Annotated in this window: 24 protein-coding genes and 1 pseudogene; 9 read left to right on the top strand and 16 right to left on the bottom strand. The window is 53.6% G+C overall.

Translation table 11 applies throughout. The annotated features are described in order from the left end of the window. Window positions 1–518: 518 nt before the first annotated feature. Complete coding sequence (locus tag AC5S16_RS14735; RefSeq protein ID WP_493930841.1) at window positions 519–1,157, bottom strand: metallophosphatase domain-containing protein; 639 nt, start codon at window positions 1,155–1,157, stop codon at window positions 519–521. A 389-nt stretch (window positions 1,158–1,546) separates the two neighbouring features. Between AC5S16_RS14735 and AC5S16_RS14740 the strand changes: the two genes are divergently transcribed. Further along, complete coding sequence (locus AC5S16_RS14740; protein ID WP_493930842.1) at window positions 1,547–1,864, top strand: helix-turn-helix domain-containing protein; 318 nt, start codon at window positions 1,547–1,549, stop codon at window positions 1,862–1,864. After that, window positions 1,842–3,089 (top strand): type II toxin-antitoxin system HipA family toxin, encoded by a 1,248-nt coding sequence (locus AC5S16_RS14745; RefSeq protein ID WP_493930843.1) that lies wholly within the window; start codon window positions 1,842–1,844, stop codon window positions 3,087–3,089. Before AC5S16_RS14740 ends, AC5S16_RS14745 begins: the two co-directional genes overlap by 23 nt. Before the next feature lie 91 nt (window positions 3,090–3,180). Here AC5S16_RS14745 and AC5S16_RS14750 read toward each other — a convergent pair whose 3' ends face one another. Further along, on the bottom strand, window positions 3,181–4,338 hold the full coding sequence (locus AC5S16_RS14750; protein WP_493930844.1) for a hypothetical protein: 1,158 nt from the start codon (window positions 4,336–4,338) through the stop codon (window positions 3,181–3,183). Between the two features lie 885 nt (window positions 4,339–5,223). Between AC5S16_RS14750 and AC5S16_RS14755 the strand changes: the two genes are divergently transcribed. Further along, a complete protein-coding gene (locus AC5S16_RS14755; RefSeq protein WP_493930945.1) occupies window positions 5,224–5,925 on the top strand; it encodes an AAA family ATPase in 702 nt (233 codons plus the stop codon). Window positions 5,926–6,042: 117 nt separating this feature from the next. On the opposite strand, the pseudogene AC5S16_RS14760 reads toward AC5S16_RS14755, so the two are convergent. Both AC5S16_RS14760 and AC5S16_RS14765 read right to left on the bottom strand, forming a co-directional pair. After that, window positions 6,043–6,294 (bottom strand): annotated as a pseudogene (locus tag AC5S16_RS14760) (helix-turn-helix transcriptional regulator); the annotation flags it as partial. Window positions 6,295–6,345: 51 nt separating this feature from the next. After that, window positions 6,346–6,570: a hypothetical protein gene (locus tag AC5S16_RS14765; protein WP_493930845.1), complete on the bottom strand. Its 225-nt coding sequence runs from the start codon at window positions 6,568–6,570 to the stop codon at window positions 6,346–6,348. Window positions 6,571–7,003: 433 nt separating this feature from the next. On the opposite strand from AC5S16_RS14765, the gene AC5S16_RS14770 reads away from it, so the two are divergent. Continuing rightward, window positions 7,004–8,518 (top strand): FRG domain-containing protein, encoded by a 1,515-nt coding sequence (locus tag AC5S16_RS14770; protein ID WP_493930846.1) that lies wholly within the window; start codon window positions 7,004–7,006, stop codon window positions 8,516–8,518. 307 nt (window positions 8,519–8,825) lie between these two features. On the opposite strand, the gene AC5S16_RS14775 is transcribed toward AC5S16_RS14770, so the two are convergent. Next, window positions 8,826–9,560: an SDR family NAD(P)-dependent oxidoreductase gene (locus tag AC5S16_RS14775; RefSeq protein ID WP_493930847.1), complete on the bottom strand. Its 735-nt coding sequence runs from the start codon at window positions 9,558–9,560 to the stop codon at window positions 8,826–8,828. A 119-nt stretch (window positions 9,561–9,679) separates the two neighbouring features. Here AC5S16_RS14775 and AC5S16_RS14780 point away from each other — a divergent pair, with 119 nt between their 5' ends. After that, window positions 9,680–10,645: an AraC family transcriptional regulator gene (locus tag AC5S16_RS14780; protein WP_493930848.1), complete on the top strand. Its 966-nt coding sequence runs from the start codon at window positions 9,680–9,682 to the stop codon at window positions 10,643–10,645. 65 nt (window positions 10,646–10,710) lie between these two features. On the opposite strand, the gene AC5S16_RS14785 is transcribed toward AC5S16_RS14780, so the two are convergent. Beyond that, entirely contained in the window at window positions 10,711–12,057 is a 1,347-nt protein-coding gene (locus AC5S16_RS14785; RefSeq protein ID WP_493930849.1) for a Fic family protein, read from the bottom strand. 288 nt (window positions 12,058–12,345) lie between these two features. Between AC5S16_RS14785 and AC5S16_RS14790 the strand changes: the two genes are divergently transcribed. Continuing rightward, window positions 12,346–15,648, top strand: a complete 3,303-nt coding sequence (locus AC5S16_RS14790; RefSeq protein ID WP_493930850.1) for a DEAD/DEAH box helicase — start codon at window positions 12,346–12,348, stop codon at window positions 15,646–15,648. A gap of 406 nt (window positions 15,649–16,054) precedes the next feature. Here the strand turns inward: AC5S16_RS14790 and AC5S16_RS14795 are convergent, their stop codons facing one another. Both AC5S16_RS14795 and AC5S16_RS14800 read right to left on the bottom strand, forming a co-directional pair. After that, complete coding sequence (locus AC5S16_RS14795) at window positions 16,055–17,401, bottom strand: M56 family metallopeptidase (protein WP_493930851.1); 1,347 nt, start codon at window positions 17,399–17,401, stop codon at window positions 16,055–16,057. After that, window positions 17,394–17,792 (bottom strand): BlaI/MecI/CopY family transcriptional regulator, encoded by a 399-nt coding sequence (locus tag AC5S16_RS14800; RefSeq protein ID WP_493930852.1) that lies wholly within the window; start codon window positions 17,790–17,792, stop codon window positions 17,394–17,396. Before AC5S16_RS14800 ends, AC5S16_RS14795 begins: the two co-directional genes overlap by 8 nt. Window positions 17,793–18,109: 317 nt before the next feature. Between AC5S16_RS14800 and AC5S16_RS14805 the strand changes: the two genes are divergently transcribed. After that, complete coding sequence (locus AC5S16_RS14805; protein ID WP_493930853.1) at window positions 18,110–18,280, top strand: hypothetical protein; 171 nt, start codon at window positions 18,110–18,112, stop codon at window positions 18,278–18,280. 4 nt (window positions 18,281–18,284) lie between these two features. Here the strand turns inward: AC5S16_RS14805 and rfbD are convergent, their stop codons facing one another. From rfbD to AC5S16_RS14840, 7 genes are all read right to left on the bottom strand, one after another. Next, complete coding sequence (rfbD, locus tag AC5S16_RS14810) at window positions 18,285–19,175, bottom strand: dTDP-4-dehydrorhamnose reductase (protein ID WP_493930854.1); 891 nt, start codon at window positions 19,173–19,175, stop codon at window positions 18,285–18,287. Next, window positions 19,172–19,717: a dTDP-4-dehydrorhamnose 3,5-epimerase gene (rfbC, locus tag AC5S16_RS14815; protein ID WP_493930855.1), complete on the bottom strand. Its 546-nt coding sequence runs from the start codon at window positions 19,715–19,717 to the stop codon at window positions 19,172–19,174. The genes rfbD and rfbC overlap by 4 nt, the downstream gene beginning before the upstream one ends. A 3-nt stretch (window positions 19,718–19,720) precedes the next feature. Beyond that, window positions 19,721–20,611 carry a glucose-1-phosphate thymidylyltransferase RfbA gene (gene rfbA, locus AC5S16_RS14820; protein WP_493930856.1) on the bottom strand — a complete coding sequence of 297 codons (891 nt, stop codon included), beginning with the start codon at window positions 20,609–20,611 and terminating at the stop codon, window positions 19,721–19,723. Further along, window positions 20,608–21,693, bottom strand: coding sequence for a dTDP-glucose 4,6-dehydratase (rfbB, locus tag AC5S16_RS14825; RefSeq protein ID WP_493930857.1), 1,086 nt, complete (start codon window positions 21,691–21,693; stop codon window positions 20,608–20,610). Before rfbB ends, rfbA begins: the two co-directional genes overlap by 4 nt. Window positions 21,694–21,698: 5 nt before the next feature. Then, the gene (locus AC5S16_RS14830; protein ID WP_493930858.1) at window positions 21,699–22,943 is read right to left on the bottom strand and encodes a GumC family protein; all 1,245 of its coding nucleotides are present in this window, start codon (window positions 22,941–22,943) and stop codon (window positions 21,699–21,701) included. Window positions 22,944–23,031: 88 nt separating this feature from the next. Then, a complete protein-coding gene (locus AC5S16_RS14835; RefSeq protein ID WP_493930859.1) occupies window positions 23,032–23,166 on the bottom strand; it encodes a hypothetical protein in 135 nt (44 codons plus the stop codon). 13 nt (window positions 23,167–23,179) lie between these two features. Beyond that, complete coding sequence (locus AC5S16_RS14840) at window positions 23,180–24,145, bottom strand: EamA family transporter (protein WP_493930860.1); 966 nt, start codon at window positions 24,143–24,145, stop codon at window positions 23,180–23,182. A 135-nt stretch (window positions 24,146–24,280) separates the two neighbouring features. On the opposite strand from AC5S16_RS14840, the gene alkB reads away from it, so the two are divergent. After that, on the top strand, window positions 24,281–24,925 hold the full coding sequence (gene alkB, locus AC5S16_RS14845) for a DNA oxidative demethylase AlkB (RefSeq protein ID WP_493930861.1): 645 nt from the start codon (window positions 24,281–24,283) through the stop codon (window positions 24,923–24,925). Here the strand turns inward: alkB and AC5S16_RS14850 are convergent, their stop codons facing one another. Continuing rightward, a complete protein-coding gene (locus tag AC5S16_RS14850; protein WP_493930862.1) occupies window positions 24,926–25,810 on the bottom strand; it encodes a winged helix-turn-helix domain-containing protein in 885 nt (294 codons plus the stop codon). 101 nt (window positions 25,811–25,911) lie between these two features. Here AC5S16_RS14850 and AC5S16_RS14855 point away from each other — a divergent pair, with 101 nt between their 5' ends. Next, entirely contained in the window at window positions 25,912–26,358 is a 447-nt protein-coding gene (locus AC5S16_RS14855) for a hypothetical protein (protein ID WP_493930863.1), read from the top strand. The last annotated feature ends 122 nt before the right edge of the window (window positions 26,359–26,480 follow it).

A 26,480-nucleotide genomic window follows, 5' to 3' on the forward strand; every position in this document is an offset into this window, starting at 1 on the left:
TCAGCCAGGTACCACCAGCGATCCCCCGAAAAAAGAACCGAGTTGAGCACCGCCCGGCGAGTCTCTGGGAATACTACTTCAAGCGATGGAACTTTTGGCATGGTGAAAGTATCTACGCAAAATACGTACATCGCAATGTGCAAAAGAGGTACGTATCTCCGGAAACACCTCCTCCTCATTGAAGAGCGCTTCCGGCAGGGTTTTGAGTGATCCGGAGCCGCCACTAAGCGGCCTCCACAACCGCGCTCTCGCACATTAGTTCTTTTATTGGAGCAAGGGCTTCTGTCCAGTTATCCGAGATGATCTGAATTACTCTGGCGTCTGATGCTGCGTGCCCTGTTTCTCGAACCTCTGGCGATTGCGCTCGTTGATTCGATTTCGATAGCCCCCTCCGCGACCCCATTGATCTTCACACTCATCCCAAAAGCTGGCATCTTTAGATAGCTCATCAGCGAAAAAATGCTCTGGCCAACCAACCGAGCTTTCCGAACTATCCTGTCAAATCCTTCTTCAATAACCTAAAGGTCAATGATGCGGACCTTGCCCGCAGGCTCCAGTGGTTTGTACTGTTCGTTGAGATATGCGGCATTCACAAAGCGAGTGCCCCCGTTCTCAAATATCCCAGCACCTCCATGAATATGGCCAAAGAGGTGGATCTTGGGCTTCTTTTCTTCCACGGCTTCGAATAATTCTTTGCAACCGAGATGTGGGCCGTCTGGCATGGATTGATCGAGAATGCCGAAGGGTGGTCCATGTGTGATCAGCACATCCAGGTTATATGGGATCTGGTCCCAATATTGCCTGGCTGCTGGGCCACGACGGTACATAAAAGCCCAGTTCATAAATTCAGGTGTGTAGGGCGATCCCCAGAAGGAGACATTGTCGATCGTGAGACCGTCATTCTCCAGGTAGATTGCATTGGTAAGAAGAGCGCGAGCCTGATGCGGTGAATTTTGGAAATACCGATCATGATTCCCGCCACAGACCACGCGATGTTCAAAAGGCTGCCTTCCCAGCCAATGATTGAAGGACCGGATCTCCTCCGGATCATAGCCAGAGTTCATAAAATCTCCAGCATGAATCAGCACATCGCCCTCGGGAAGCTCCTGAATTCTATTGTGGAGGCCATGAGTGTCAGAGATCACAACAAGACGCATGAATTAACCCCATAAACATAAGCTTCGTTGAAACGCTCGAAAAATGAGGGGATGGTTCAGTCACACCGGATTAGTACAACGTCTAATCCGGATTGAATGTTCGTCCAATCCGGATTTAAAACTCGTCTAATTCGAATTAAACCAACTTATCTCGGCGCATTCCATTCCATCAACATTACAGTGCAGCAAACTACTGTTTGAATGTTCGATGTCGGCGTAGGCATGAACAATGTCGAAACGGTCTGCCTGCTCAGCCACCTAAAGCAGAGTAGGAAACAGCGGACGATACGCCGTGGGAAGCTATTTCTCCGAATGGAGAATTCTTCCAGAACGTAAGCGGCGCTATAGCACATATATGCTTTATGATATGTTTTGGGTGGACATATCGTATGGCATATATTCAGGATCAAATCCGGCAGGCTCGTGAGGCTAGGAACTTTACCCAGGGTGACCTGGGGAAACGTATCGGCCAACCGCAAAGCTCCGTCTCCAGAATCGAACGCGGTGGGGATCTGCGTGTGTCTACTTTACTGGAGATGGCGCGCGTTTTAGAGCTCGAACCCATGCTCATTCCCAAGCGTCTTGTGCCAGCCGTGCGAGCACTGATCGAACATGCAGGCGATGGAGGTCATTCAAAAGTTTCTGCCGAAAGCAGCCCATCCCTTGTAGGAGGAGTGCCGGAAGATGCCGACGAAGAAAGCTCCTAGCCCCAGTCGGCCTTCCGTCCTGGAGGTACGTCTCTCGGGGACCGTTGTTGGCACGATTACGAATCTGCCCAACGATCAGAATCTTTTTGTCTTCGATGCGGCCTATATAGCCGACGAAAAACGGCCTGTTCTGAGCCTGAGTTTCTATGACGCATACCGGGAGCTCCGAACCGACGTTCGGCCAGTAACGCGCCGACTGCCCCCATTCTTTTCCAATCTTCTGCCGGAAGGACAGTTGCGGCAATATATTGCCGAGCATGGCGATGTGAACGCGCAAAGAGAGTTCTTTCTGTTATGGCTTCTTGGCAATGACTTGCCGGGGGCTGTCACTATTCAAGACATCGAAGGCCGCACATTTCCGCCCGCTCAAAGCACTCCCGCCGAAGTACGCACGAAGGTCGGCAAGGATGTCCTGCGATTTTCACTCGCCGGCGTCCAGTTGAAGCTCTCGGCGGTCGGCAATCCGAACCGGCAACTCTCTATCCCCGCTTCCAGGCAGGGCGAACACTGGATCGTAAAACTGCCGTCCGTGGCATATCCAAACCTGCCCGAAAATGAATACTCCATGATGCAGTTCGCGCGCGAAGTAGGCATACAGGTGCCCGAGGTTGGCCTGCTCCCTATGGACCGGATTGATGGCGTTCCAGAACAATGGGGGCAGTTGAAGGGGGATGCCTATTACATCAGGCGATTTGATCGCGGCGCGAAAGGAAAGCGCATCCATATCGAGGATTTCAACCAGATATATGGGCAGTTTCCCGAAGCCAAATATAAGAACTACAGCTACACCAATATGGCCGCTGATCTATGGCGTCTGACGGATGAGACGCAGTTCACCGAGTTCGTCCGAAGGCTCATCTTCAATGCAGTCATCGGAAACAATGACATGCACTTGAAGAACTGGTCCCTTATCTACCTTGACAGCCACACGCCACAACTCGCCCCGGCCTACGATTTCGTGTCTACCGTGCGCTATATCGCAGAGGATCGTCTGGCCTTATCTATCGCCAAAGAGAAGGCCGTCAGCCGATTGGATTGGGAATTGATGGAACGCTTTGCACGAAAAGCACAGGTTCCTAGTAAGCTCGTGCTCGAAACCGCCCGCGAGACCATAGAGAGAATGATGACACTCTGGCCTAGACTCCAGAAAGAGCTCCCGCTGGATCAGAAGACCTGCCGCTTGATAACGGCTCACATGAAATCGGTCCCCCTTCTGACGCGGTGACCTGGTTACCTCTTTTCGACGAGCGCATTGGACTGAAATCGACATTTGACGCAGGATCAGTGAACCGCCACCTGCCGGCAGGCACTACCGACTAGATCTCCTCACTATCAGTTTTGAATGGGTATCTGTAAACCATATGTTCCTTGACCGGGCGGAACGGGTACGATTTTTTGAGCACGGATTCAATCTCTGCATTGAACTCCCATTTCGCTACATGAATACACCAATCCACCGTGAACCATCCGTCGCCATCGCGCACGAACGAGATCCCAATGCATTTGTCCAGGCGCTGATCATACTTGCAGGCCGCTGTGAGGTTTGCGAGAGCGGTGCGTCTTGCCTCCCAGAATTGGGACTCAAGCGGTATAAAAACAAATCCGCAGCCGGTTCTTGGACTTATGAATCGATAAGGCCGGGTGAACTCGTCGGCCTTTGCGGCCTCCATACTGAGAACGAACCGCTCCTTGAATGAGCGAAGCTCGCCTCTGTGGAGCTTTGCGACTTCGCGAATAATGCGATGGTATTGAATCCCGTCTATATCGTTGTCTGTCGTTCTTTCTAAGAACTTGTGTAGAATCCCAGTCACATCCCATTCTTCTATGTCTTCTTCGACGAGCCCAAGATTCTTCGCATCAGTTAAGGTCGGTTTTAATTTCATTTCTCCACGAAGATAGTGGCCGACCAAGCTCTGCTCAGGGAGAGTCTCGGCCTCACTTAACCAAGTTGCGTGAAGATCGCCGCGCCATGAGAAGTACTCAGAGATTTCGGAAAGCGTCAGAAGAGTTCTTACGATACCAATGTAATCCTCAGCCCGAATTAGGTGCATCAGGCCCCCGGTGCGACTGAGATGAAACTTTGGTCGCACCGGATCAGGATTGTCCTCCGAATAGACAATGACCTTATGGATGGTTCTTATCTCCCTAACGGATAAAGGAACAGTCTGGCCGTAGTTGTTCGTGACTGAAATCGGGTCGTATTGGTTCAGGTAGGTAAGTGTGCTCTTGACTTGGCGTGCCGCTTTCCCAATCACTTTGTTTTCGAACCAACGGGTAGAGGCAATCTCCGAGAATTCGACGTCATCGGATCGTTCTTTCAATTGGAAGATGACTGCAAGGTCATCGAGCCAGATGACGGCATCGGCCAACTCAACCTGAGACTGTGCGTTGGGGCGGAATTTCGCCGTAGAGAACGTGAACTCTCTCAAGAAGTAAAACTCGTTCGTTCGGGACACAAGTTCTTCAAGTTTCATATTTGATCAATTGTGCACCTCAGCAGCTAGTTTCCTACAAGGAGGTTTCGAAAAGCGTAGGCTTAGAGGCCTGCGTTGCTAATTGTCATCTTGCTATTCGCAATTGCGGCTGCGCGCCGCGGGTAACTTCCGAAGGAAAGTCCGATCAAGAGAAATCTGTGCGTGGAACTCGACCGCGCCAGAGAAGACTCTTTCATCCCAAGATCGATCTCCTGAAAGGCAAATCACTGACGTAACTAAGTCTAGGGTGCCAAATCGCCGAATCACTCATCGGACCATAAAGATGAAATACTGTGGCATTCAATGGACTGGCAATCTCGACTCTGGATCATTGAGCATTGCTAAGAATTTCCAATTCGGAAATTCGAAATTCTTCCTTTTTAGGGCTGAAGGGCGCTCCGCCCCGACTTCTGAGCTCACTTGTACAATTTTTGGTGCAATTAGGTGATACGAGATGATACGAAAATCTTGCGAAAAACTGTCCGTTGGTGAGAAAATCCGGGACACGAGGGTGCGCTTTAGAATTCTGGCAAACCCTTCAAATTGAGTGGTTTTGCAGTCAAATTCAACAAAGAAAACGGCATAGCAATCACGGGTCTAGGAGCCTTCGAATCCCTCCGCCCCGACCATCAAATCACCTAAAATCAATAACTTGTGGACGTGGATATCAGATGGATACCAACTTCATCGAGTATTGATGATTAGTATTCATCCTTTCGCAGTTTTAGCTTAATAGAACTACGCTGAAGCTACTTGAGCAATTAATCGACCTCCAGAGGAACTACATCGGGTCGGGCCGTCGTGAGGGAATCAACGGCGACGTCGATAACATTCTGGGAGATCACTTGGAAGCATGATAGGAGCAGTCTAGTGCATCTCTGCGAGGTGACCCTCAAAAATTGGCGTAGCTATCGATCGACAACTTTCCAATTCCCCACCCCAAGTGCGCGGAAGAAGGTAATTCTTGTCGGAGCGATGAATGGCACAGGCAAGACTTCATTGCTTGCCTCTCTCCATCTCGGTTTGTTTGGCCGGGAGGCGATGTACTACGTCGAAGGGGTCAAGCTTTCTGATAACGAAGAGGAAAAACAGCGCTCGTACCGACAACTCATCGAGCGAATTCTACATCGCGGATCGATTGGAGAATCTGATCCCCAGGTCAGCGTTCAGCTCGTGTTTGATATTGGAGAAGATAATCCTCTAACCATCACACGCATCTGGCACTTTCTTCCACGGGGCAAATTACGTGATATCAATACCCCCGAAGGCGAAGAGGTCATTATCCAACACCAAAATCGCCCGCGGCGATATTCCTCTTGGCAAGAGGCCAATAATCGCATTGAAGAGCTTCTTTTCCCTGCACATGTTCTCCCATGTTTCTTTTTCGATGGAGAGCAAGCACAGAAACGCGTTGAGGGTGCTGGAAATGTGGCTCTTTCGGACGCGATGCAAACGCTTTATGGAACCAAGCTTCTCTCCGGACTCTCCGATACGCTGAGGCAATATATCAATTTCAAGAAAAGCACCGGATTTGGGAATAGAAGGTTGCGAGACTCGGCTTTCTTCGAGGTACAACACATGTGCTGACGCCGAATCCAAGTATCCTGTCGATGAAAGTATCCGAAGAAAGATAGACAAATCTCGGCAGTTCTTGCGGAGTTTTCGACGCATCTTGCTCTTTGCGCTCCACCCGAGAGCCATGTTTTAGCAGACCTGTCGTCGATAGTGGGCTGGTGTTGTGCCGGTGTTCTTGCGGAAGACCCTAATAAAGTTGTCAAGCGACCCGAAGCCGTTATCGAGTGCTATCTCGAAGAGTGAGGCATGCTCCGATGCCAACGCACGCTTGGCGGCCTGCACCCGCTGGTCGGTGACATAGCGCTGCGGTGAAAGACCGATGGCCTGCTTGAAGAGGCGCGAAAAGTGGAAGGGGCTGAGGCATGCCTCGGCCGCAAGCTGATCGAGTGCAAGCGCTTGCCGAGGTTAGCGTCAATGTAATCCAGGACTCGCTTAACGCGCTGTGCGTCGAGCGCTCGAGGCATCGGCTTTGGCTTCCAGCGATACGAGCGCCTGACCGCTCAGCATGACAATCAACTCGTTGCAGGGATAAGCTTGTGCGGGATGCGAACCCGCTCCGTTCGTGCGGCGTTCGACGACAATGCCCGGTGTTTCGACGCTTCTTCCGTGCACCTGGCAGGTATCGCGCCTTCGATCACCCATGGTCTCGATTCCCATCTGCACCTTCCCGAAACTGGCAAATGAAGAACGACAGACCCATGTTATACGGTTTGTTGAGACAACCCGTTCGGCGCAACGGGCCAGATCGTTGGAAGTCGCGTTGGCAACCAAACAGCATGACGTATGGGTGTGGTGTTCGAGGTCCGTCAATCACTTCAGTAAGGCACAACATTCGCTACCGGGAAGTCGGCTTCTATTTACGAACACCATTCTCAACCGGTGACTTCAGGCCAATGCACTCATCCAGCAAAGGTTTGAGCCGACCTCCGAACATTAGTCCTGTGAAACGCCGCTCTCGATGCCTACAGATCACGGCCGAATCACTTCTCAGAAGCTGACCTAGCAATAGTTTGATGAGTGGATTAGTTACTTCCTCAAGACGTATAAGATTAGCCAGTTAGTTTTTGGCGCATGTCTGAAAGGGACATGGATGGACGAAAAGGCAGAAATATACGACAAAAACGGTTTTGCTTCGGAGAGGCTCAGCTATTGCGATCCCGGCCTTCCACTCGGACGCGAAATGCCTGGAGGCTTTGTTCAATTCGACGTTACAGATGTTGAAGAAGCAATCGCACTTGCCAAACGCTTTAGAGAAACTGGTAAGTACCGTTACTTTCGTGGGCAGCGAGACGCTACGTGGCATGTGACGTCAAGCTTCGCGCGATTGGATGCCACAGGGCAGCGCGAAGCGCAGGAAGATATTTGTGCATTTGCTGATTGGGTATACGGTGCTGAAAAACTCGTACCTTATCTGGCGAATGATGACAAAATTATCGCAGCAGCACAACACCATCAGGTGGCAGCGACACCTTTCATCGATTTTTCGACAGATCCCAGCATTGCAGGCTGGTTTGCGGCGAAAGGCGGGGTAACAGGTCAAGATGGTGCCATCTATCTCGTTGATCCTGAGGCGGTGAGCAGTCTCTTTGAAGAGGGAACTCGTTCGGGATTGATGCTGAGATTTCTGCAAATCGATGTTCCCAATCTCTGGCGTCTTCAGGCGCAATCAGGGCTGTTTCTGGAAGCACAGTGTGATATTGCTCTAATCTGGCCGTTCGATCGCATCGTCTTTCCCCAAACGGGAGCGGAGCCGACAATAGAAAAAAACCGTATTTATCCTGACCGCCGTAGCCATCTGGAACAGATGATTGATGATTATCGGTCACAGATAGCTCAGGAACGCTCTTTTCGAAATTTGAAGAACACTTTGTTAAGAAGAGGAGGGTTGCACATAAAGATTGAATCCCCGCATGGCGATCTCATTCCAGTGCTTGACTCGACGTCGCTTGAAACTGGATGGAACAAAGGCCCGGACGAGCGTTGGAGTGTTGTCGATGTCGATTCGAAGCCTCCTTTCTGGTCTATCGAACAACTCAAAAAGAACCACAGAGAACTTAGCGAATTAGTTGCTGCGCGGCGGACCTGTATTGACTTATTGATCGTCCCCCCTAAACTCCCGCACAGGGATGATACAGTTCAGGCAGGCGTAGCTTGCATCTGGGAAGGAATGCGCCCCCATCCGTATTCAGCGGAACAGATAGCCACTTCTATTTCATCATTGATCCGGTTGCTAGACGCCTGGGGCGATTTAAATCTAGGCGATGGCAAATGCCATAGACTGGTAGCAGAGCAGATCCTGACCGACCCTGTCGAAATCGAAATGGGAACTGCGAGTGGAAGTGCAGCACGGGCTTTCGTTTCATCATTCGATCTTTGGAACTCTTTGTCTGAAAAGGCCAAGAGCAGCCTTGGATTAGAACAGCCAGTTAATGGAAATGAATTGATGAGAATTTTGGGGAAATTCTATGGGGCTACCCTTCATTTCTTCGATCCGCATTCCTTGGTCGACTTGTTTGCATCTATCATTGTCCCGTGGCAGATCGCAACAAAGCGAAACCCGTTGTGCTTCTCTCCTATACACGTGAAGACCCTCGGACAACCATGATTCGCTCAGAATGACGAAACTTTCTAGAAAGCAACTTTCGGAATAAGCTCGGGGCATGATGGAAAGACACGCTTCTTAGCTTGGAGAAACAGGGCCACCGAGGCCGGAGCAATACCAAATTTCTGTATTACTCACGAAAAATGCCTTATGGGAAGTTATTCCCCGCATCGTTACTGCATAAGAGTATTGCTCTGAAATCGACAGTCGATGGCCTAACTGCCTGGATAGCTCGACACTGGTCGATATATCAATACTCATCGGATTCGATGAGTGCATTGGATCATGCACTCACCGAAATCCTCCGAGTTCAGATAGCCGAGAAGCCGCCGTCGACGTTCAACTCCACACCATTGACGAAGCTCGAATCGTCTGAAGCAAGAAACAGTGCGGCCGTTGCGATTTCCTCAGATTGCCCCATCGTTCCCCGCGGGATCAGTGATTCGAACATTTGCTTTGCCTCCTTGGTGAGAACCTGGTCCTGCATCGGTGTGGCGATCGGCCCCGGGTGCAGCACGTTCACCCGGATATTCCTGCCCTTCAGCTCGTTGAGCCACCCGCGTGCGAATGCGTGCAATGCCGCCTTGCTCGCCGCATACACGCTGTAACCAGGAAAACCTTTCAGCGAAGCAACGGACCCGGTCATGAAGATCGATCCGCCATCGTTGAACAATGGCAACGCCTTCTGGACCGTAAACAGCGTTCCGCGCGCATTCAGGCCGAAGATCGCATCGAAGTGCTGCTCGGTAATCTCGCCCAACGGTGCGGCCTCGCCCCAGCCAGCGCTCGCATAGAGGACGTCGATCTTGCCCTTTTCGCGCTTGACCGTCTCGAACAAACGGTCGAGGTCGTCGAGATTGGCCGCGTCACCCCGCACGCCGGTCACGTTCCGGCCAATCTCCTTGACGGCCTCATCCAGCACCGCTTGCCTCCGACCCGTGATGAAAACGTAGGCACCCTCTTCAACGAAGCGCTTGGCGCTCGCCAGCGCCAGGCCGCTCGATCCGCCTGTGACGACTGCTACCTTACCTTCCAGCTTTCCCATACATACTCCCTTTCGCGATGTGTAGCATCTTGTACTGAGGAGTAGATTTTGCTGGGCGTGGACGAGAACTGCCCATAAGTCCAAATGTTTTGTCCATTCGTCCAAACAAGGAGGTTTAATTGGATCCGATAACAGACATCTTCCGCACGATGCACGTCACCGCGTTCGGTCAGCACAGGCTGGAGGCGACAGCCCCGTGGGGCTTGATTCAGGGGAAATGGGCCGAAGAAGAAGCCACGCCTGCCTATAGAGAGAGTGGTCTCACAGACCTGGCACACTTCGCCATGCTCTCGCGCGGCAACTGCTGGCTCAGTGTGGAAGGAACTCCAGAGCCGATTCCCCTCACCGGTGGCGATTGCTTTTTTCTGGCACGAGGAACTTCGTTTGTTCTGCGCGACAGCTTGCAAACACGTCCTATGAAGAGTTTCAGCGAAGTCGCGTCCAGAGATGGCAGCAATGTTGCTCACTACGGAGCAGGCGGCGCACCCACAACCATCGTTTGTGGCTCCCTGAGCTTCGATCGCGCCAGCCTCAAGCCAATTACCCAGCTATTGCCAAGCTTCATGCTCATCAAGGCCGATGTGGCCCACACCCTTGCACTTCACACCACCATGCAGGCGCTGGCGTTAGAGATGGCAGAACAGGCGCCCGGATCGGAAGTTGTGGCAACGCGGCTGGCTGAGGTTTTATTTATCCAGGCACTCCGTGCGCACATCGCATACCAACCGCAACACAATAACGGATGGCTTCGTGCCATCTTCGATCCTCAAATCGGCACCGCGCTGAATGCCGTTCACAACAGCGTGAATGCACCCTGGACGGTGGAATCCCTAGCCACAGCAGCAGGCATGTCGCGCTCCGCATTCGCCGCACGCTTTAAAGAACTCCTCGGACAAACACCGCTGGAATACGTAACCGAATGGCGCATGCAGAAGGCAATGCAGTTCCTACAGCAGCGCGACAAGAAGCTCATCGACGTTGCACGATCAGTCGGGTATGAATCCGACGCCTCCTTCAGCAAAGCATTCAAGCGAATCGTCGGAACCAATCCCGGCGAATACCAGAAACGTAGCTTTGGAGACTAGAGGAAAAGAGGCGAGCTTAAAAACGCATCTTCCAGCAGAGGCTCCAAATTTACAATTTTGGAAATTTATTCCTTGTGTTCCCACGCGGTCTGCCACGCCGCGAACTCGCTGGGGCGAACCTGAAGGCGAGCAAAATTTCCCTCATGCAGGTTGAGAAGATCGGACTCGGCAGTTTCCCTGAATCTGCCTCGCTCATCCGCGGAAATATTGTCCTGCACCCACTGCGCGATATAGGAAACTGCCTCTTTCCTATCCATATGCCGCCGCACCACATCGCCCACTAGTTGACGCAGTGCCTCCCGATGCCTCTGCCTGAATGGATCGGGATCGCCCAAGGATTGCCGCACCGCTGCGTAGCTCTCGGCTGAGCGCTCGTAGGTCCAGATGAAGATATCTTTGAGCAGGTCTACTTTGTTCAACTCATAGACTCCTAGGATGGCTTCCGTGTAGGTCGAGCGCGGAACGTCAGTGAACGACAACGGCGATAGATTCTCCTTGATGAAGGGAATATTCGCAGCCAGGCGGGATACGCGTTTATTCACATCGTCGAAGGGCTGAAGGTACGGCAGTTGCACCATGGCGAAGAAGGATTGTTCAAACGGATCACGAATCGCTTGCGCGGTTGCCAGCACCTGATGGAAACACTCCTCGATCAACTGCGGGACTTCGAGAGGATGAAAGACGGACTTTTCAATGCCGACCGCAATGCGGCGCAGGCGTCCAGGAGCTGCCTCGTCCGGCAAGAGATTCTGCGCCAAAATTCCATGGAGGTTCAGAATCGTATAGCGGTTAAAATCTATCTCATCGGCCGCACTCACAAGAAATGCAATGGCATCCTTGTGATTGAGAATCATCTGAGCTTCCAGTCTGTTCTGCCCTTCTGTCTCTTCGCCAAATTCAATCAAACGGCGAGTATCGAGCAAAGAATAGGTATTGCCTTCGAGTCGGCTGGAGTTCCACGACAAGTCGATTAGCAAGCGGTTAAGAATCTGTTTGGCATACGTCCCAGCGGCTTCGATCTCGGTCGTCGTCTTGCCTACTTCCGCCAAGTGTTCCCGTTCTTTGGAAGTGAGATAAAAGCTTGTGTTGGGTCGGTAGCCGTCGAGAAACTGACGGTTATACCCAACCGCCTCCTCCGACTTTGCCTGTTCCGGCTGCACTTGCCGGCCGGGAGCGGCTTCTGGTTCCTCTAGTACCTTCGGAAGCCGGTATCGCGCAGCCCTCCCTTTGCCGGCCTGAGTTAGCTTTCCTTCCTCCACGAGACGTTTCAGCCAACGCTGTAGGGTTCGTTGAGGGATCCCCTTCAGAGCGTTGGCAATTTGACCACTCTGTGCACCATCTACGCTTTGCCGTATGAAGTCCACGACAGCCGCGAGGTTCTCTGCGATCTCATCCCCACGGCGGTTCGCCATATTCACCCCTCGCTTAATTGGCGCGAATTCTACTATCGTGCCAATTAAAGTGGTTAGCGCGGCGTGATTTTGGTCGATTCCAGGTAACCAATCGGAGTGATATCGATTTGCCCAGTCTCTGCGGAGAACCGTTACCCACCCCCCGCTAGGCGCAAGGCATTATTCGTCGGTGCGGTTAGTCTGTCGGGAAGTGTCCGAAAGAGAAGACACTCGCCTCGTAACCCGTTTCTCGGCATTAGGCGAAAATAAGGGGGTAATCAGGCCCTCAAAGGGGGCAAAGGATTGGACATGGGCTCAGGACTTCGTCGCGCACGCCCCACGTCACCATCACCAGCATCTTCGTCGACTGTGACTGGCAACACCAAAAACGAACCAACGGCCATCCTTAGTACATGGACGGTGCTCGAAGCGCTCTCGCCTGCAACCTACAACGCTCCGCACGATCTTGTGTACGGTGATCGGAACCGGGTAGTCCGCTTTGAGGATGGGCCACTGCCCTGGACCACATCCACAAAGCCTCCGCCTGGAAAGCAGATCTTCTATAGCGTCATCCTTGGTTCGATGCTGATGGATCCAGCCACCGAAGCTCTCATCAGGGTCTTCGGCGATGACGAGGCGAGAGTCCGCCTATCGAAGAAGAAGGCGGTCGCCGCAGAAGTTTTGCTGAACAGTGATGGCGTTGTGCTTGCCGAGAAGGCAATCACAGTTTCCAGCTTTCCATGGGCGCTTCCTCTTGCACTTCAGCTTAAGCTGCAAGAGCTTGGAAACTGGCCGACAGTAGAGGAGGAGTTGCAAAGCGGGTTGGATGCAATCGTGCACAGAGTTGATTCCGACGGTAAGCCCATTCCACTCGATATCTCAACGATGGAGCGGGCATATCAGTGGCTGGTCGAGAAATGCCAAGTTCCAGATGGGCTGATCGAACGCCCGACCTTTGTGCTGCGCCACTACTATCCGGTGGGGTCGAAGACTCAGCCGGAGGCTCTGCTTCTCAATTCATTCTTCCTCCACGATCTGAGTCGCGTTGCTCGTCATATCGAGAACAGGACGGCTCCGACCAGTGTGCTGCGATATCTTGGCGCGGTGTCAGAGAGCAATCCACTGGATGTGCTCAAAAAACATTCTCTCTTGGAGGAGGCGGTTGCTCCAGCGAAGATTCCCGCTGCCAAGTGGCCTGCCGGAGAAGGCAGATCACTCGTCATGCTGCAACAGGCTGCGGTGAACCTGATCAGGCAGGAACTGAATGGCAAGGAAGGGCTTCTTGCGGTGAACGGGCCTCCTGGCACGGGAAAGACTACGCTCCTGCGCGACGTTGTTGCCATGTGCATCCTTGAGCGAGCTGTTGCCATGAGCGCCTTCGATGACCCCAGAGAAGCCTTCACGAAGACCGAAGAGCGCGTCGAAGCGGGAAAGGCTTCCTTCAACATTTACCAGCTCGATGCCGCCCTGAAGGGGCATGAGATGCTGGTTGCCTCCAGCAATAACAAGGCGGTCGAGAACGTGAGCAAGGAGTTGCCCGCCGAAGGCGCCGTGGCGCACTCACGTGAGCAATTGAGTTATTTCAAGTCGATCAGCGACCTCGTCCACGGCCCGCGCAAGCAAGAGGAAGAAGCGACAGAGGAAAGTCTTGCGCCGGAGCCAGTGAAGACATGGGGGTTGATCGCAGCCGTCCTCGGCAATAAGGGCAATCGATCGGCTTTCTGGAAGGCGTTCTGGTGGAACGAGGACCGCGGTTTCAGAACCTACCTCAAGACTGTAATGGGACATTCCGTTCTGATCGAAAATCGAGATCCGGCTACGGGCGTCGTCGAGAAGAGAACTCCCGAAGTTGTACTTAGGGAACATCCGCCTTCTCCACAACAAGCGAAGGAAAATTGGCCGAAGGCGCGAACACGATTTCTTACTCTCAAGGCAGAGATAGACGCTGAATTACAGGCGCTTGAAGAGGTGCGCCTTCTTTGCCTTGTGCTAGGGGAGTCCAGGCGTCAGTTAGCCGGCAAAGAAAAAGAACTTGAGAGCCTGCAAGCAGAACGTGACGAGTTCGTCGCAAGCGTGGAGACACTTCGTAAAGAGCGCGATCAAGCCTCTGCACGCCATACGCAAGCTTCAGCAGCTTGGAATCAGCACAAGAGCTCGCGCCCTGGGTTGTTTGCACGTCTGGCACGTACAGACGAAGCAAAGGCCTGGGCGGAGGAAGCTGCTGTTTGGCGAAGACCGTTGGACTCGGCGGCAAGGGAGTTGGCCGTATTAGAAGATGACCTCAAGAAAGCAGAACGTGCCCGTTCGCTTGCTGCAGCGAAAGCACAAGTTCTTGAAACGGATCTCGAGAGAGAACGGAAGCAACTCGCTGCAAGGTCACAACTCATCTCCGAGCACCGCACCCGGCTTGATGACCGAATTATTGGTGAAGAGAAGTTTCAGGAGGGACACGTAAGCTGGAATCAATCGACGCCCTGGGTTACAGAAGCGGTGAACGCCAAGCGCGAGAATCTCTTCATTGCCGCTCTAGCCCTTCACCGTGCCTTCATCGATGCCTCAGCTTCCAGGATTCTCCACAACCTTGGTGCACTTCAGGTATCAAGTACAGGGATGCTGAAGAACGAAAAGCGGCGCAGATTACTTGGCGATCTCTGGTCCACACTCTTCCTTGTTGTGCCGGTACTCTCGACGACATTCGCCTCGGTTGAACGAATGCTCGGTGACCTACCTCCGAATACTCTGGGATGGCTCCTGATTGATGAAGCTGGTCAGGCCACACCGCAAGCTGCTATGGGTGCAATCCTGCGAGCAAAGCGCACCATCGCTATAGGCGATCCTCTGCAAATCCAGCCCGTGGTCTCGCTACCGGAGCGTCTGAACACAGACATCTGTGACTTCTTCAAAGTGAATGAACTGGATTGGACGGCTCCAGCAGCCTCGACGCAAACACTTACGGATCGTGCCTCACACTATCAATCAAGCTTCGAAGCCATTGCGGGAGAGAGACGCGTAGGTCTCCCATTGCTTGTGCATCGCCGCTGCCAGAATCCGATGTTCTCAATCTCGAACAAGATCGCTTATGCCGGCCAGATGGTGCAGGTGGTTGGTCCCAGGAAACTGGATGTTGAAGCTGTGCTTGGAGCATCAACATGGATCGATGTAGAGGGAGAAGCTGATTCGAAATGGTCTCCGGCGGAAGGCAGAGCTGTGATCGATCTGCTTACCAGGTTGGCATCGGTGACAGGAAACCCAGATGTCTTCGTAATCTCGCCTTTCCGCATCGTTGTGCACGAGATGGCTCGTTCTTTAGAGAGCCGGCCGGATCTTCTACGCATGTTAAGCCGTGATGGCACACAGTGGCTGAAAGATCATGTGGGTACGATCCATACATTTCAAGGACGCGAGGCCGACACCGTTATATTGCTGCTAGGCGCGCCCGCCGAATCTCAGAATGGTGCTCGAGAGTGGGCTGCGGGGACACCGAACATCTTGAACGTCGCCGTCTCTCGAGCCAGGCAGAACCTTTATGTCGTGGGTTCTTGGAAGGCATGGAGTTCTGTTGGTCTAGCCGGTCACATGAGTAGCGAGTTTCCTAATCGAATTCGATCCTGATGGGTTGGATCGATTTATTGAAAGTGACTTGTAGTCCGCTTCCCTATTGAGTGGACGAAGAAATTGGGTCTGCTGGAAGCTCTCTCTTCAAAATGAATGAAGTTGAAAACTTGTCGGTAGGCGAACTTCAAGCCCCTTTCGAGCGGAAAGGTGAAGTCCCTCCGCCCCGACTTTTTATACTAATTGCATAATTTTTGGTGCAATTTGGTGATACGAAAATCTTGCGAAAACTGTCCATTGGTGAGAAAATCCGGGACAAGAGGGTACGCTTGAGAATTCTGGCAAACCCTTGAAATTGAATGGTTTTGCAGTTAAATCTCACAAAGAAACGGCATAGCGATCACGGGTGTAAGAGCCTTCGAATTCCTCCCCCGACCATCTAACCCCCACCTAAAAATCAGCCGCCTTAATACCTCCTGAAATTCACCTCGATGCGGATCAGCACAGGAACAGCCATTCCGGCGTGCATGGCCGGACTGAAGCGATACTGTTGCACCGCCTTGATAGCGCTGGCATCGAAGTCTGGTCCGAGAGAACGCACCACCTGAACATCAGTAGCCGTTCCTGAAGTAGTGACAACAGCTTTCACCACGCACATTCCCTGGAACGTTCCTTTCCCTTTGTGCGCGGACTTCGGAAAGACAGGATCGGGCGCATAGATGACTCGAGGCGCGCTCACATCTGAGCCAATATGGTAAATCTGCCCTGCAAGGTCGGCCTGGCTTGCGGATGAAGATGAAGACGGCTGGGCCTGTGGCTCTATGCCGACAGCTGCCGTCGCCGAGGCAGCAACCACGGAGCTTAGCAGGAGTACACCCGGAGCAATCAGGCCGCACTTCATGGCCAGGGTCAGGTTCAGTTTCTTCGCCGTTATGCGCATGATTCGTTTCTCCAATATGTGGGCATCAAAAATTCCGATGGCGTGAGTGGTGAAGGCTTGCGGCAGATGAGCGATCATCGCTGCCAGCCGCAGCAGAGATTGTGTGTATTCGTATGAGTCCATGAGCTTCTCGACAACCATGGCGTCGCAGACCATCTCCCGCGTCTGCGCGATTTGAGATTTCAGCAGCCAGGTCACAGGATGGAAAGCAATCGCAAGACTTACGACTTCATACAAGAAGTTCTTTTCAAAATCCCGCCGCTTCATGTGAGAACACTCGTGGCCAATCGCGGTCAGAAAATCATGCATAGTGCACTGCTCCGAAAATCCAGCGGGCAGCAGCAGTACCGACCTCAAGAATCCGGCAGTGACAGGACCATGCACATCTGGCGAAGTTCGGATCGATGCATCGGCCAATGAAAATGCCCTGCTGCAATGGTTCCAGAGTCTGCTTTGCTCTTGATTGAGAGCGGCAAGGCTGCTGTCTCGCACAAGCAGGAGCGTTCTGAAAAAAGAGAAAACCAGCCGCGCAGCAAAATAGAAGAAGGCACAAATGTAACCAGAAAACAGAAGAAGAATGACATTCGCAGGCAGAACAATCATTCCTTTTGCGCTGGTTGCTGCACCTACTACCGGAGCTATCACGCTTGAGGCATGGCTTGCAGCGGCATTCTGAAAGCCAGGAAGCACAAGCATCGGCAGAACCGGCGTAAGAACAGCTGCTACCAGAGCAGCAGCCCAAGTGACATGCTGGGTCCGCGGACTAATCTTCTTCAGCAGCCCACTAACAGCCCATGCCGCAGACGCAATCAGAGGAACCTCCCAGGCCGCATTCACCACATAGCCAACAACAGCGCACACCAGGCTACTCATGTTTCTTCGCCTCTTTTTCTGCTGCGATCAGCCGGCTCAGTTCAGCGATCCGCTCCGGATCGACCTGGCGGTTCTTGATCAGATTCATCACCAGGCTTTCCGAGGAACCGCCGAACATCCTCTCGATCAGCTCGCGTACCGCCTGGCCCAGGACCTTCTCTTTCGAAACCACGGCGCTGTAATCGTAGGCGCGCCCGCTCAACCTGCGCTCAACTCTTCCCTTGCGGCAGAGCACATTGAGCATGGTCTGTACCGTTGTATAAGCAAGATCAGCATCGGGGAGCAGTTTCTTCTGAACATGCAGAACATTACTCGCCCCCTCCTGCCAAAGCACTTGCATGATCTTCAGCTCAAGCGGCGTCAGGTACTGCGAGCCTTTCTTACGTCCCACCAGAAGTCTCCTAAACAAATAGGAAATTATGTCAATCTAAACGCTGGTGTCAACTAAAAATTTAGGACACGGCTATATTTTTCTCTAAACAGGCACGCAGGAAGCTCGTAAATTAAAAGCCCTTCAAGTCCATTACCAAAGTTTACTTCCCCTACTCATGAGCACAGTTCCACCTTGGACATGCGCGCATTTGCGTGTAATGTAATAGAACACAAACAAAAAATCTGTACCCCCAGATAGTGTTTGCAGCTATTTTGTAAGGATTTTTCTGCCAGTTCCCCCTAGTTCTCTCACTTGAACTCAATCGAGGATCAATCATGAAGAGCCGTATTGCCGGAGTCGGAACCCTTTTATTTGTATTTTTTCTCTGCGGTGTATCTTTTGTCGTAGGACGCAAGTCCGTGGACACGCACAAGCCTGTCGCGCGTGTCATGCATGAGATGAATGAACTCGACCGTCTCCAGCTCGAGACAGTAAACCAGAAATAGTGCTTTACGCGCCCACCGACTTTAGAATACCCAGCACCTGGTCCAGAGCCTCCGTCCAGTGAGGTAGCGCCACGCCCAGCTGCGCCTCGAGTTTCCCGTTTGCAAGAACGGAATTCGCAGGCCGCTGGGCTGGAGTCGGGTACTCACTCGACGGAATGCCGATAACTTGCGGCCACGCGTGACCAGCATCCGGACTGTACCGGTCAAAGATCGCGCGTGTAAATCCGCACCACGTCGTCTCGCCGGGGCACGTCAGATGATAAACGCCTGATTCCGCCTGCAATGCACGCGCCTTCTCGAGAGCCGCGCGAGTCGCATCCGCAATTGCAATCGATGAAGTGGGCGCGCCAATCTGGTCGTCCACAATGCGCAGCTGGTCGCGCTCCCCACCCAGCCGCAGCATAGTCAGCAGAAAATTCTTCCCATAGGGCCCATAGACCCAGCTCGTGCGAAAGATCAGATACTTCCCGCCAGCTTGCTCGATCGCCTGCTCACCTGCAAGCTTTGTCTTCCCATAAACATTCAGCGGATTGGGCATATCACTCTCTAACCACACGCCCTGCTTTGTGCCGTCAAAAACATAGTCCGTCGAATAGTGAACAAGCCATGCATCCATCTTCCGCGCCTCTTCGGCCAGGACGCCGGGGGCAACTCCGTTGATCGTCATCGCCAGCTCAGGCTCTGATTCCGCACGATCAACAGCAGTGTAAGCAGCCGCATTCAGGATCACATCCGGTCGAAGCTTCGCAACAAGTCCGCGTAGCTCTTCCGGACGCGACAAATCAGCCGTCCTGCGATCGTATGCGATCACCTCGCCCGCGTCACGAAAGCTCCGCTGCAGCTCTGTGCCTACCTGACCGTTCGCGCCCAGAATCAGGAACTTACGCCCGCTCATGCAAAAACATCCACCTCAGCGAGCCTGCCCCCCTGCTGGTCTTTCTCGGAAACAATCGCCGCTTCCGTCGAGACAGGCCACGGAATCGCCACCTCAGGATCATTCCACAGCAGAGTTCTTTCATCCGCAGGCGAGTAATAGCTCGTCACCTTGTAGGCAAAACCCGCTATCTCAGATAGGGCCGTAAATCCATGCCCAAAGCCTTCCGGAATCCAGAACAGGCGTCCGTTCTCGCCTGAAAGCTCGACACCTGCATGCTTTCCGAATGTCGGCGAGCCGCTGCGCAGGTCCACCGCTACATCCCACACCGCGCCATGAGTCACCCGCACCAGCTTCCCTTGCGTGTTCTGGATCTGATAGTGAATACCCCGCACAACATTCTTCTTTGAGAGAGAAAAATTATCCTGCACCCAGCGAGTTGGCAGTCCGGCCTCAGCCATCAGGCGCTCGTTATAGGTTTCACAAAAGGCGCCGCGCGCGTCCTTATAAATCTTCGGCTCCAGAATCAGGACACCCGGCAGTGCAGTCTCAATAATTTTCATGCTTCAGATAGTATCTGCGACAAACTGAGGTTCATTAAGGAGTGATAAAAGATACTGCCCATATCCACTTTTGCGCACGGGCTCAGCCAACGCCTCTAGCTGCGTTGCAGTAATGTATCCGCTACGATAGGCAATTTCTTCCGGGCAGGCAATCTTCAATCCCTGCCGCCGCTCGATAGTCTGGATAAAGAGCCCGGCCTCAAAAAGCGAATCATGCGTTCCCGTATCAAGCCATGCCATGCCGCGGCTCATTAACTCTACATTCAAAGTGCCGCGCTCAAGATAGCGGCGGTTCAGGTCGGTGATCTCAAGCTCGCCACGCGGTGAAGGCTTCAGCGATCGCGCCAGTTCGACAACATCATTGTCGTAGAAATAGAGCCCTGTCACTGCATAACGCGACTTCGGAGCCGCAGGCTTCTCTTCAAGACTCACCGCGCGCCCCTTTCCGTCAAATTCGACCACGCCATAACGCTCCGGATCATGCACAGGGTAAGCAAAAACCGTCGCGCCGTCCGTTCTCTCTGCCGCCCTCTTCAACTGCCCCGTGAGCGACTGTCCATAGAAAATGTTGTCGCCCAGCACCAGTGAGCAGGCGTCAGAGCCGATAAATTCCCTGCCGATCAGAAATGCCTGCGCCAGGCCATCCGGGCTGGGCTGCACTGCATACGAGAGCTGTATGCCCCATTTTTCCCCCGTGCCCAGCAGATCAGCAAAGCGCGATGTATCCTGCGGCGTCGAGATAATCAGGATCTCGCGAATACCCGCCAGCATCAGCGTGCTGAGCGGGTAATAGACCATGGGTTTGTCATAAACCGGTAGCAGCTGCTTCGAAACAACATGCGTCACCGGATACAGGCGGGTCCCCGACCCGCCCGCGAGGATGATTCCTTTCATTGAGCCACACGCTCCGCGTAATTGGTTTCAATCCACTGCTGGTATGCGCCGGAGCGCACATTCTCAACCCAGTCCTGATGGCCGAGATACCACTCGACTGTCTTGCGGATCCCTGATTCGAAGCGTTCCGCAGGCTCCCACCCGAGCTCCTGCCGGATCTTCGCTGCGTTGATCGCATAGCGACGGTCGTGCCCCGGTCGGTCTTTCACATAGGTGATCAGTTTTCGCCGCGAGCCGATCGACTCACTCGGAGCCAGCTCATCCAGCAGATCACAGATTACCGTCACCACTTCGATATTCGTGCGCTCGCTCGATCCGCCGATGTTATAGGTTTCGCCCAGCCTGCCGCGCTCAAGCACTGCACGAATCGCCGAGCAGTGATCCTCCACAAACAACCAGTCCCGAACATTCTTCCCATCGCCGTACACCGGCAACGGCTTGCCTTCAAGACTGTTCAGAATCATCAGCGGGATCAGTTTTTCCGGAAACTGGTACGGACCGTAGTTGTTCGAGCAGTTCGTCGTCAGCACCGGTAGTTCATAAGTATGAAAATACGCGCGGACTAAATGATCGGATGACGCCTTCGATGCGGCATAAGGGCTGTTCGGCGCATACGCTGTTGTTTCCGAGAACGCAGGATCTTCCAGTCTCAGCGTGCCATAAACCTCATCCGTAGAGACATGCAGAAAACGAAATCGTTTCTGTTCTTCAGCGCTCAGTTCTGCAAAATATCCCCGTACCGCCTGCAACAGGGAAAACGTTCCGAAAACATTGGTTTGAATAAACGCATCCGGTCCGATGATCGAGCGGTCGACATGGCTTTCAGCCGCAAAATGAACCACGGCCCGCGGTCGGTGCTCACGCAGCAGCGCAGACACGAACTTCTCGTCCGCAATGTCTCCCTGGACAAAAATATGGCGTGCATCGTGGTCAAGCGAATGCAGGTTGTTGCGGTTGCCGGCATAAGTCAGCAGATCAAGATTCACCACAGGAGAACCAGCTTGCTTGATCCACTGCAGGACAAAATTCGAGCCGATAAAACCGGCGCCCCCGGTCACCAGAATAGGATCACTTTTGCTCATAGTTTTCAGGCGGTCTTCTTACCCCAGAGCGCCCTGTGAAGTTCTGTCAGGCGCACATTCTGTTCGGGGTTCTGACGAGCGCGTGCCAGGCCTTCTTGAACCAGCACGATAAAGGTACTGATGATGAACCCGATAAACGCAGCAACAATAGTCATCAATCCGCGCTTTGGCCCAGACTTGTAGTCTGGCACAATCGCCGGGTCCACTACCTGGATTAATGCGCCCTCTTTGGCCTCGTCCAGCTTCGCCACTTCAAACTGCCGCGCAAGAATCTCGAAAATCGTCTCCCAATATTTCACGTCGCGCAGCTTACGAACATATTCAAGGCCGGCTTGCGTCACCTTCCCTTTGGGGAGAATCAGATCTGAGCTTGAGTCCTCGGCTGAACCACCCAGCTGCGCAAGTTGCGCCTTCAGGCTGTCCATTTCCTTCTGGGCCTGTACTACATCGGCATTTTCATTAGTCGCGTAGGTTTTCATGGCCTGCAACTGGACTTCCTTGGCCCTGATCTGCGCACGCAGCGACGCCACCGTCTCAATCAATGCCCTTGCCTGGCTGTCGAGCTGCAGCATCCCTGTCTGCTGTTGCGTTTCCTTGAGCGCCTCTTCTGCATTAGCAAGATTGTCCTTGGCTTGTGCAAGCTGCTGTTCAAAGAAAAGCCGCCGCTGCGCCGCTTCGCCAATAGCGAGATGCTGCGAAAGATTTCGGAATTCCTCCACATATCCATTGGCCATCTCAGCTGCAAATTTCGGGTCTCCATCCACAACAGCGATATGAATCAGATTGTCTTTTGTCCCCGACTCTACTTTTACACGGCCTTCAAATGCCTTCCGTCCCGTCGACATGTATTTCTGGTGGTATCTCTGCATAAGGTGGAAACGCCCTACCATGGCGTCTTCTACCGTTCGGCTCTTGAACATAGCGATATACATATCATTGGGATTTTTGAGCCCCGCCCCAGCCCCGGCAAGAGCGCCTAGTGAGCCGAGGCTTCCCAGCTGCGACATGATGCTCGAAGCAAGCGAAGAATTCTGTTGAGGTGGAAGAACAGTAGTCTCTGCGGTGTAGCTTTTTGCCATGAGCAAAGAGATGATGAGAACAACCAGCCCAAACCCTATGGTAACTTTCGCAATGAACCACTTACGCCGCGCAAGAATAGTGAGCAAACCTAGAAGCGTACGTTCGTCTTCCTGTGAAGATTCAATAGGCGGTGCTTCCAGATGCCTGATTTCTGCAGTTGTCGTATCCATTCTCTGTGGGGCAAGGTTCGCCCTTTCACTCAGGCTATCAGAAGACTTCCGCTCCGTTCCATCTTCTTGAGAGTGACTCCATAGTGACTTACGACATCTTGCCCGGATGCCCTGTTACATCACCATTTCCTTCAGAGTCGGAACAATGTCCGTGCGTGGCCCACAGCAGGGCGGCGACAAAAACCACGGCAAATAACAGGAGGACGCCAATCGTATTCGGCATGCTTCACCTCCATTTATTTGGAGTCTGAAAGAACACATGCAGGTTGCAGCTCCGGCTGTATCTTTGCCGGCTCCGGTTCTGGTTTCGGAGCTGTTTTCATCCGCGACGAGGTCACCAGCGCCACCGCAATCACTACCGCCGCCATGCCCAGATACTCCATCGCCACCAGCCGCTCTTTCAGAAGGACCGCCCCCAGAACCACTGCCACCACCGGATTGACGTAAGCGTGAGTCGTTGCCTTCGCCGCTGGAACATGCGCCAGCAGCCACACAAAGGCCGAATACCCCACCAGTGAGCCAAAAACCACGAGATACGCGACCGCCCCCACCGATCTCAGGTTCCATTGCGCAGATGACCAACCTCCAACAAAGACCCCGGCCACTGAAACCACCACTCCAGCAGATAACATCTCCCACCCCGCCGCCACCATGGGATGGACCTCCAGCTTCAGCTCCCGCGACAGCACCGACCCAGCAGCCCAGAAGAAGGCTCCAACAAGAATCACTACGCACGCAGTTGCCTGCCCGCTCTTCATCGCCGCATCCGAGAACAGCACCAGCAGACCGGCAAACCCCAGCGCCAGCCCCGCCCATCCGCGCGCCCCCAGCCGCTCCCCTCGCGGCAGCAGCACCCCGATCACCGCCACATCGAGCGGCATCGAAGCCACCAGCAAGGCCGCCAGACCGCTCGAGACATACTTCTCGCCATACACCAGCCCGATGTTTCCGCCCACCAGCAACAGCAGGCCAACCACGCTCAGCCAGACCAACTCGCGCTTCGGAAGCAATACCTTCAAACCGCGTGCCCGGCAGAATGCCAGCATCAGCAACCCGGCTATTAGAAAGCGCGCCCCGCCCAGCACCAATGGATGCAAGTATTGAACGCCCACCTTGATGGCCGTGTACGTCGACCCCCAGAAGAAGTACACGCAGCCAAAGGCAAACGGAACCGCAAGCGAACTCAGATTTCGGCGACTCATGATGCTGAATAGATCAGTGAACCGTTACATCGATGCGATAGATTGTCCAGATTCTCATTATCTAAAAGAGAGATCATTTCCGGAGTTCGCGGGATACTCACTCCAGGAATTTACTCTGTTAGACAGGAAGAAACCATGACCTTAAACCTCTTCCAACCCGTCGAACTGAAGAAAGAAGAACTAGCCCCCAGAGCCTACCTACTCCACACCTTCGCCCTGCCCAATGAAACTGCAATCCTCGCCGCACTCAATGATGTAATAGCCAAAGCCCCTTTCCGCCACATGACCACTCCTGGTGGATACCGCATGTCTGTCGCTATGACCAACTGTGGTCCCTTGGGCTGGATCACTGACCGCACCGGCTATCGCTACTCGCCCGCCGACCCTGAAAGCGGAAAACCCTGGCCTACAATGCCGGAGACGTTCTCTACCCTCGCAAAAACCGCAGCTGCCGAAGCCGGATTCCCCGGCTTCCTCCCCGACGCCTGCCTCGTCAACCGCTACGAGCCCGGAGCGAAGCTCTCGCTCCATCAGGACAAGGACGAACAGGACTATACCCAGCCTATCGTCTCCGTCTCGCTCGGTCTGCCTGCCGTCTTCCTCTTCGGCGGTCTGAAGCGCTCTGACAAGCAGCAGCGCATCCCGCTCACCAACGGCGATGTCGTTGTCTGGGGCGGCCCCGCCAGACTGCGCTATCACGGCATTACATCGTTAAAGGAAGGCAATCACCCAGCCCTTGGCCGCTGCCGTATCAACCTTACCTTCCGCAAAGCCGGATAGCTATTTCCCAATCGAGGTCTCAAGCGCCTTTACCGCTTCGCCGGCAATGTCATCCTGCACCATCAGCACATCGTGGAATGGCCGGTCATACGTCTCCGACCAGACCACATATCCGTTGTCCGCACGCACCAGCCGCGCCGCCACCCGCAGCCTGTCGCCCGACTTCCGCACGCTTCCATCCAGTACATAAGCCACTCCCAGCGCCTTTGCCACTTCCGCAACAGGAACCTGCTTGCCTTTGTAATAGAACGACGACGTAGGCGGAGGAATCCGCAGCCCCGGAACCTTGCTGAGCCTGTCGATCAGCTCTTCCGTCATGCCATCGGCAAACTCTTCTTCTTTCATCCCTTCAGTAAGGTCGAGAAACGGCAGCACTGCAATCGATTTCTGCGGCTCCGAAGCAGCCGCCGCAACGGCTGCATGCTGATCGGCTGTTTTGCCACGAAACAGAAAAGCAAAAACGAGCACAAGGCTAAGAACAGCGACAGCACCGCCAGTCAAGCCAATCCTGCGGCGCCAACCGGACGTTGTAGTCGTGATCTCCGCTGCAGGCTCCGCCCATGGACCAACCGTCGCCACCATCCGGTATCCAAGCCGCGGAACCGTTGCGATGTAAGCTGGCTGTTTCGGATCATCCTCCAACGCGCGGCGAAGTGACGCTACCGCCTGATACACCGAGTCCTGACTCACATTCACGCCCGACCAGACATGGTTCAGAAGATCATCGATGCTCACCACCTGGCCGGCCCGTTCCGCCAGACATACGAGCAGCCTCATCGCCCGCGTTTCGAGCTGTACCGTCTCTTCACCCCGCGAAATCTCACCCGAAGCCGGGTGCACACACCACTCGCCGATGCGCAACCGCGTAGGAGTTTGGCCTTCCATCAGAGACCTTTCAGAAGGATTCAGAGTAATTCAGACCGGCTTCAGGACTTCCCATACTTCCCTCGCTATCGTAAGCCACTGAACAACCTTGGAGACAACGAATGACAGAAGCTAAGAGCGCCCTCGTAGCCATCGCTACCGGAGGACTGATCGCCGGAACCCTCGACCTCACCCAGGCCTCCATCCTCTTCGGATGGGACATTCCCCTCTCGATCGCCGGCGGACTGTTAGGGCCGCAGGCTAGCCACGGAGGCACCGGGGCCTTCATTCTTGGAGTATTCCTCCACTTCTTCATCGCCTTCTCTTTCACCGCCTTTTACTATGCGGTCAGCCGAAGACTCACTTTTCTGACGGAACACCCTCTTATCTGCGGTCTCTTCTATGGAGCCGCAGTCGAAGAAGTCATGAACCTCATCGTCCTGCCGCTCTCCGCCCTTCATGCCCGAGGCCCTTACGAACTCCACGATCTGATTCAGGGATTGCTTATACATATGGTCGTGGTCGGTCTGCCGATCTCCTACAGCATCCGCCGCTTCGCCAGACTATAAACTCCACAGATGCAGATATAGAGCGCTCGCATATCAACGCGATTGCGTTCAGGTGCATCACGGACTCGGGCAAGTTACCTATGTGTCCTCTGTGCTCTCTGTGGTAAAAGAAGTTTTCCTCT

Source organism: Acidobacterium sp. FHG110202_01 (assembly GCF_059115305.1).

Coding starts and splice junctions, on each gene's coding strand:
- rfbD (WP_493930854.1), bottom strand. CDS start 19,175: ATGAGCGGGCGTAAGTTCCTGATTCTGGGCGCGAACGGTCAGGTAGGC.
- AC5S16_RS14795 (WP_493930851.1), bottom strand. CDS start 17,401: ATGAGTAGCCTGGTGTGCGCTGTTGTTGGCTATGTGGTGAATGCGGCC.
- alkB (WP_493930861.1), top strand. CDS start 24,281: ATGACCTTAAACCTCTTCCAACCCGTCGAACTGAAGAAAGAAGAACTA.
- AC5S16_RS14840 (WP_493930860.1), bottom strand. CDS start 24,145: ATGAGTCGCCGAAATCTGAGTTCGCTTGCGGTTCCGTTTGCCTTTGGC.
- AC5S16_RS14805 (WP_493930853.1), top strand. CDS start 18,110: ATGAAGAGCCGTATTGCCGGAGTCGGAACCCTTTTATTTGTATTTTTT.
- AC5S16_RS14835 (WP_493930859.1), bottom strand. CDS start 23,166: ATGCCGAATACGATTGGCGTCCTCCTGTTATTTGCCGTGGTTTTTGTC.
- AC5S16_RS14770 (WP_493930846.1), top strand. CDS start 7,004: ATGGACGAAAAGGCAGAAATATACGACAAAAACGGTTTTGCTTCGGAG.
- rfbB (WP_493930857.1), bottom strand. CDS start 21,693: ATGAGCAAAAGTGATCCTATTCTGGTGACCGGGGGCGCCGGTTTTATC.
- AC5S16_RS14830 (WP_493930858.1), bottom strand. CDS start 22,943: ATGGATACGACAACTGCAGAAATCAGGCATCTGGAAGCACCGCCTATT.
- AC5S16_RS14735 (WP_493930841.1), bottom strand. CDS start 1,157: ATGCGTCTTGTTGTGATCTCTGACACTCATGGCCTCCACAATAGAATT.
- AC5S16_RS14850 (WP_493930862.1), bottom strand. CDS start 25,810: ATGGAAGGCCAAACTCCTACGCGGTTGCGCATCGGCGAGTGGTGTGTG.
- rfbC (WP_493930855.1), bottom strand. CDS start 19,717: ATGAAAATTATTGAGACTGCACTGCCGGGTGTCCTGATTCTGGAGCCG.
- AC5S16_RS14790 (WP_493930850.1), top strand. CDS start 12,346: ATGGGCTCAGGACTTCGTCGCGCACGCCCCACGTCACCATCACCAGCA.
- rfbA (WP_493930856.1), bottom strand. CDS start 20,611: ATGAAAGGAATCATCCTCGCGGGCGGGTCGGGGACCCGCCTGTATCCG.
- AC5S16_RS14765 (WP_493930845.1), bottom strand. CDS start 6,570: ATGGGAATCGAGACCATGGGTGATCGAAGGCGCGATACCTGCCAGGTG.
- AC5S16_RS14775 (WP_493930847.1), bottom strand. CDS start 9,560: ATGGGAAAGCTGGAAGGTAAGGTAGCAGTCGTCACAGGCGGATCGAGC.
- AC5S16_RS14750 (WP_493930844.1), bottom strand. CDS start 4,338: ATGAAACTTGAAGAACTTGTGTCCCGAACGAACGAGTTTTACTTCTTG.
- AC5S16_RS14785 (WP_493930849.1), bottom strand. CDS start 12,057: ATGGCGAACCGCCGTGGGGATGAGATCGCAGAGAACCTCGCGGCTGTC.
- AC5S16_RS14855 (WP_493930863.1), top strand. CDS start 25,912: ATGACAGAAGCTAAGAGCGCCCTCGTAGCCATCGCTACCGGAGGACTG.
- AC5S16_RS14745 (WP_493930843.1), top strand. CDS start 1,842: ATGCCGACGAAGAAAGCTCCTAGCCCCAGTCGGCCTTCCGTCCTGGAG.
- AC5S16_RS14740 (WP_493930842.1), top strand. CDS start 1,547: ATGGCATATATTCAGGATCAAATCCGGCAGGCTCGTGAGGCTAGGAAC.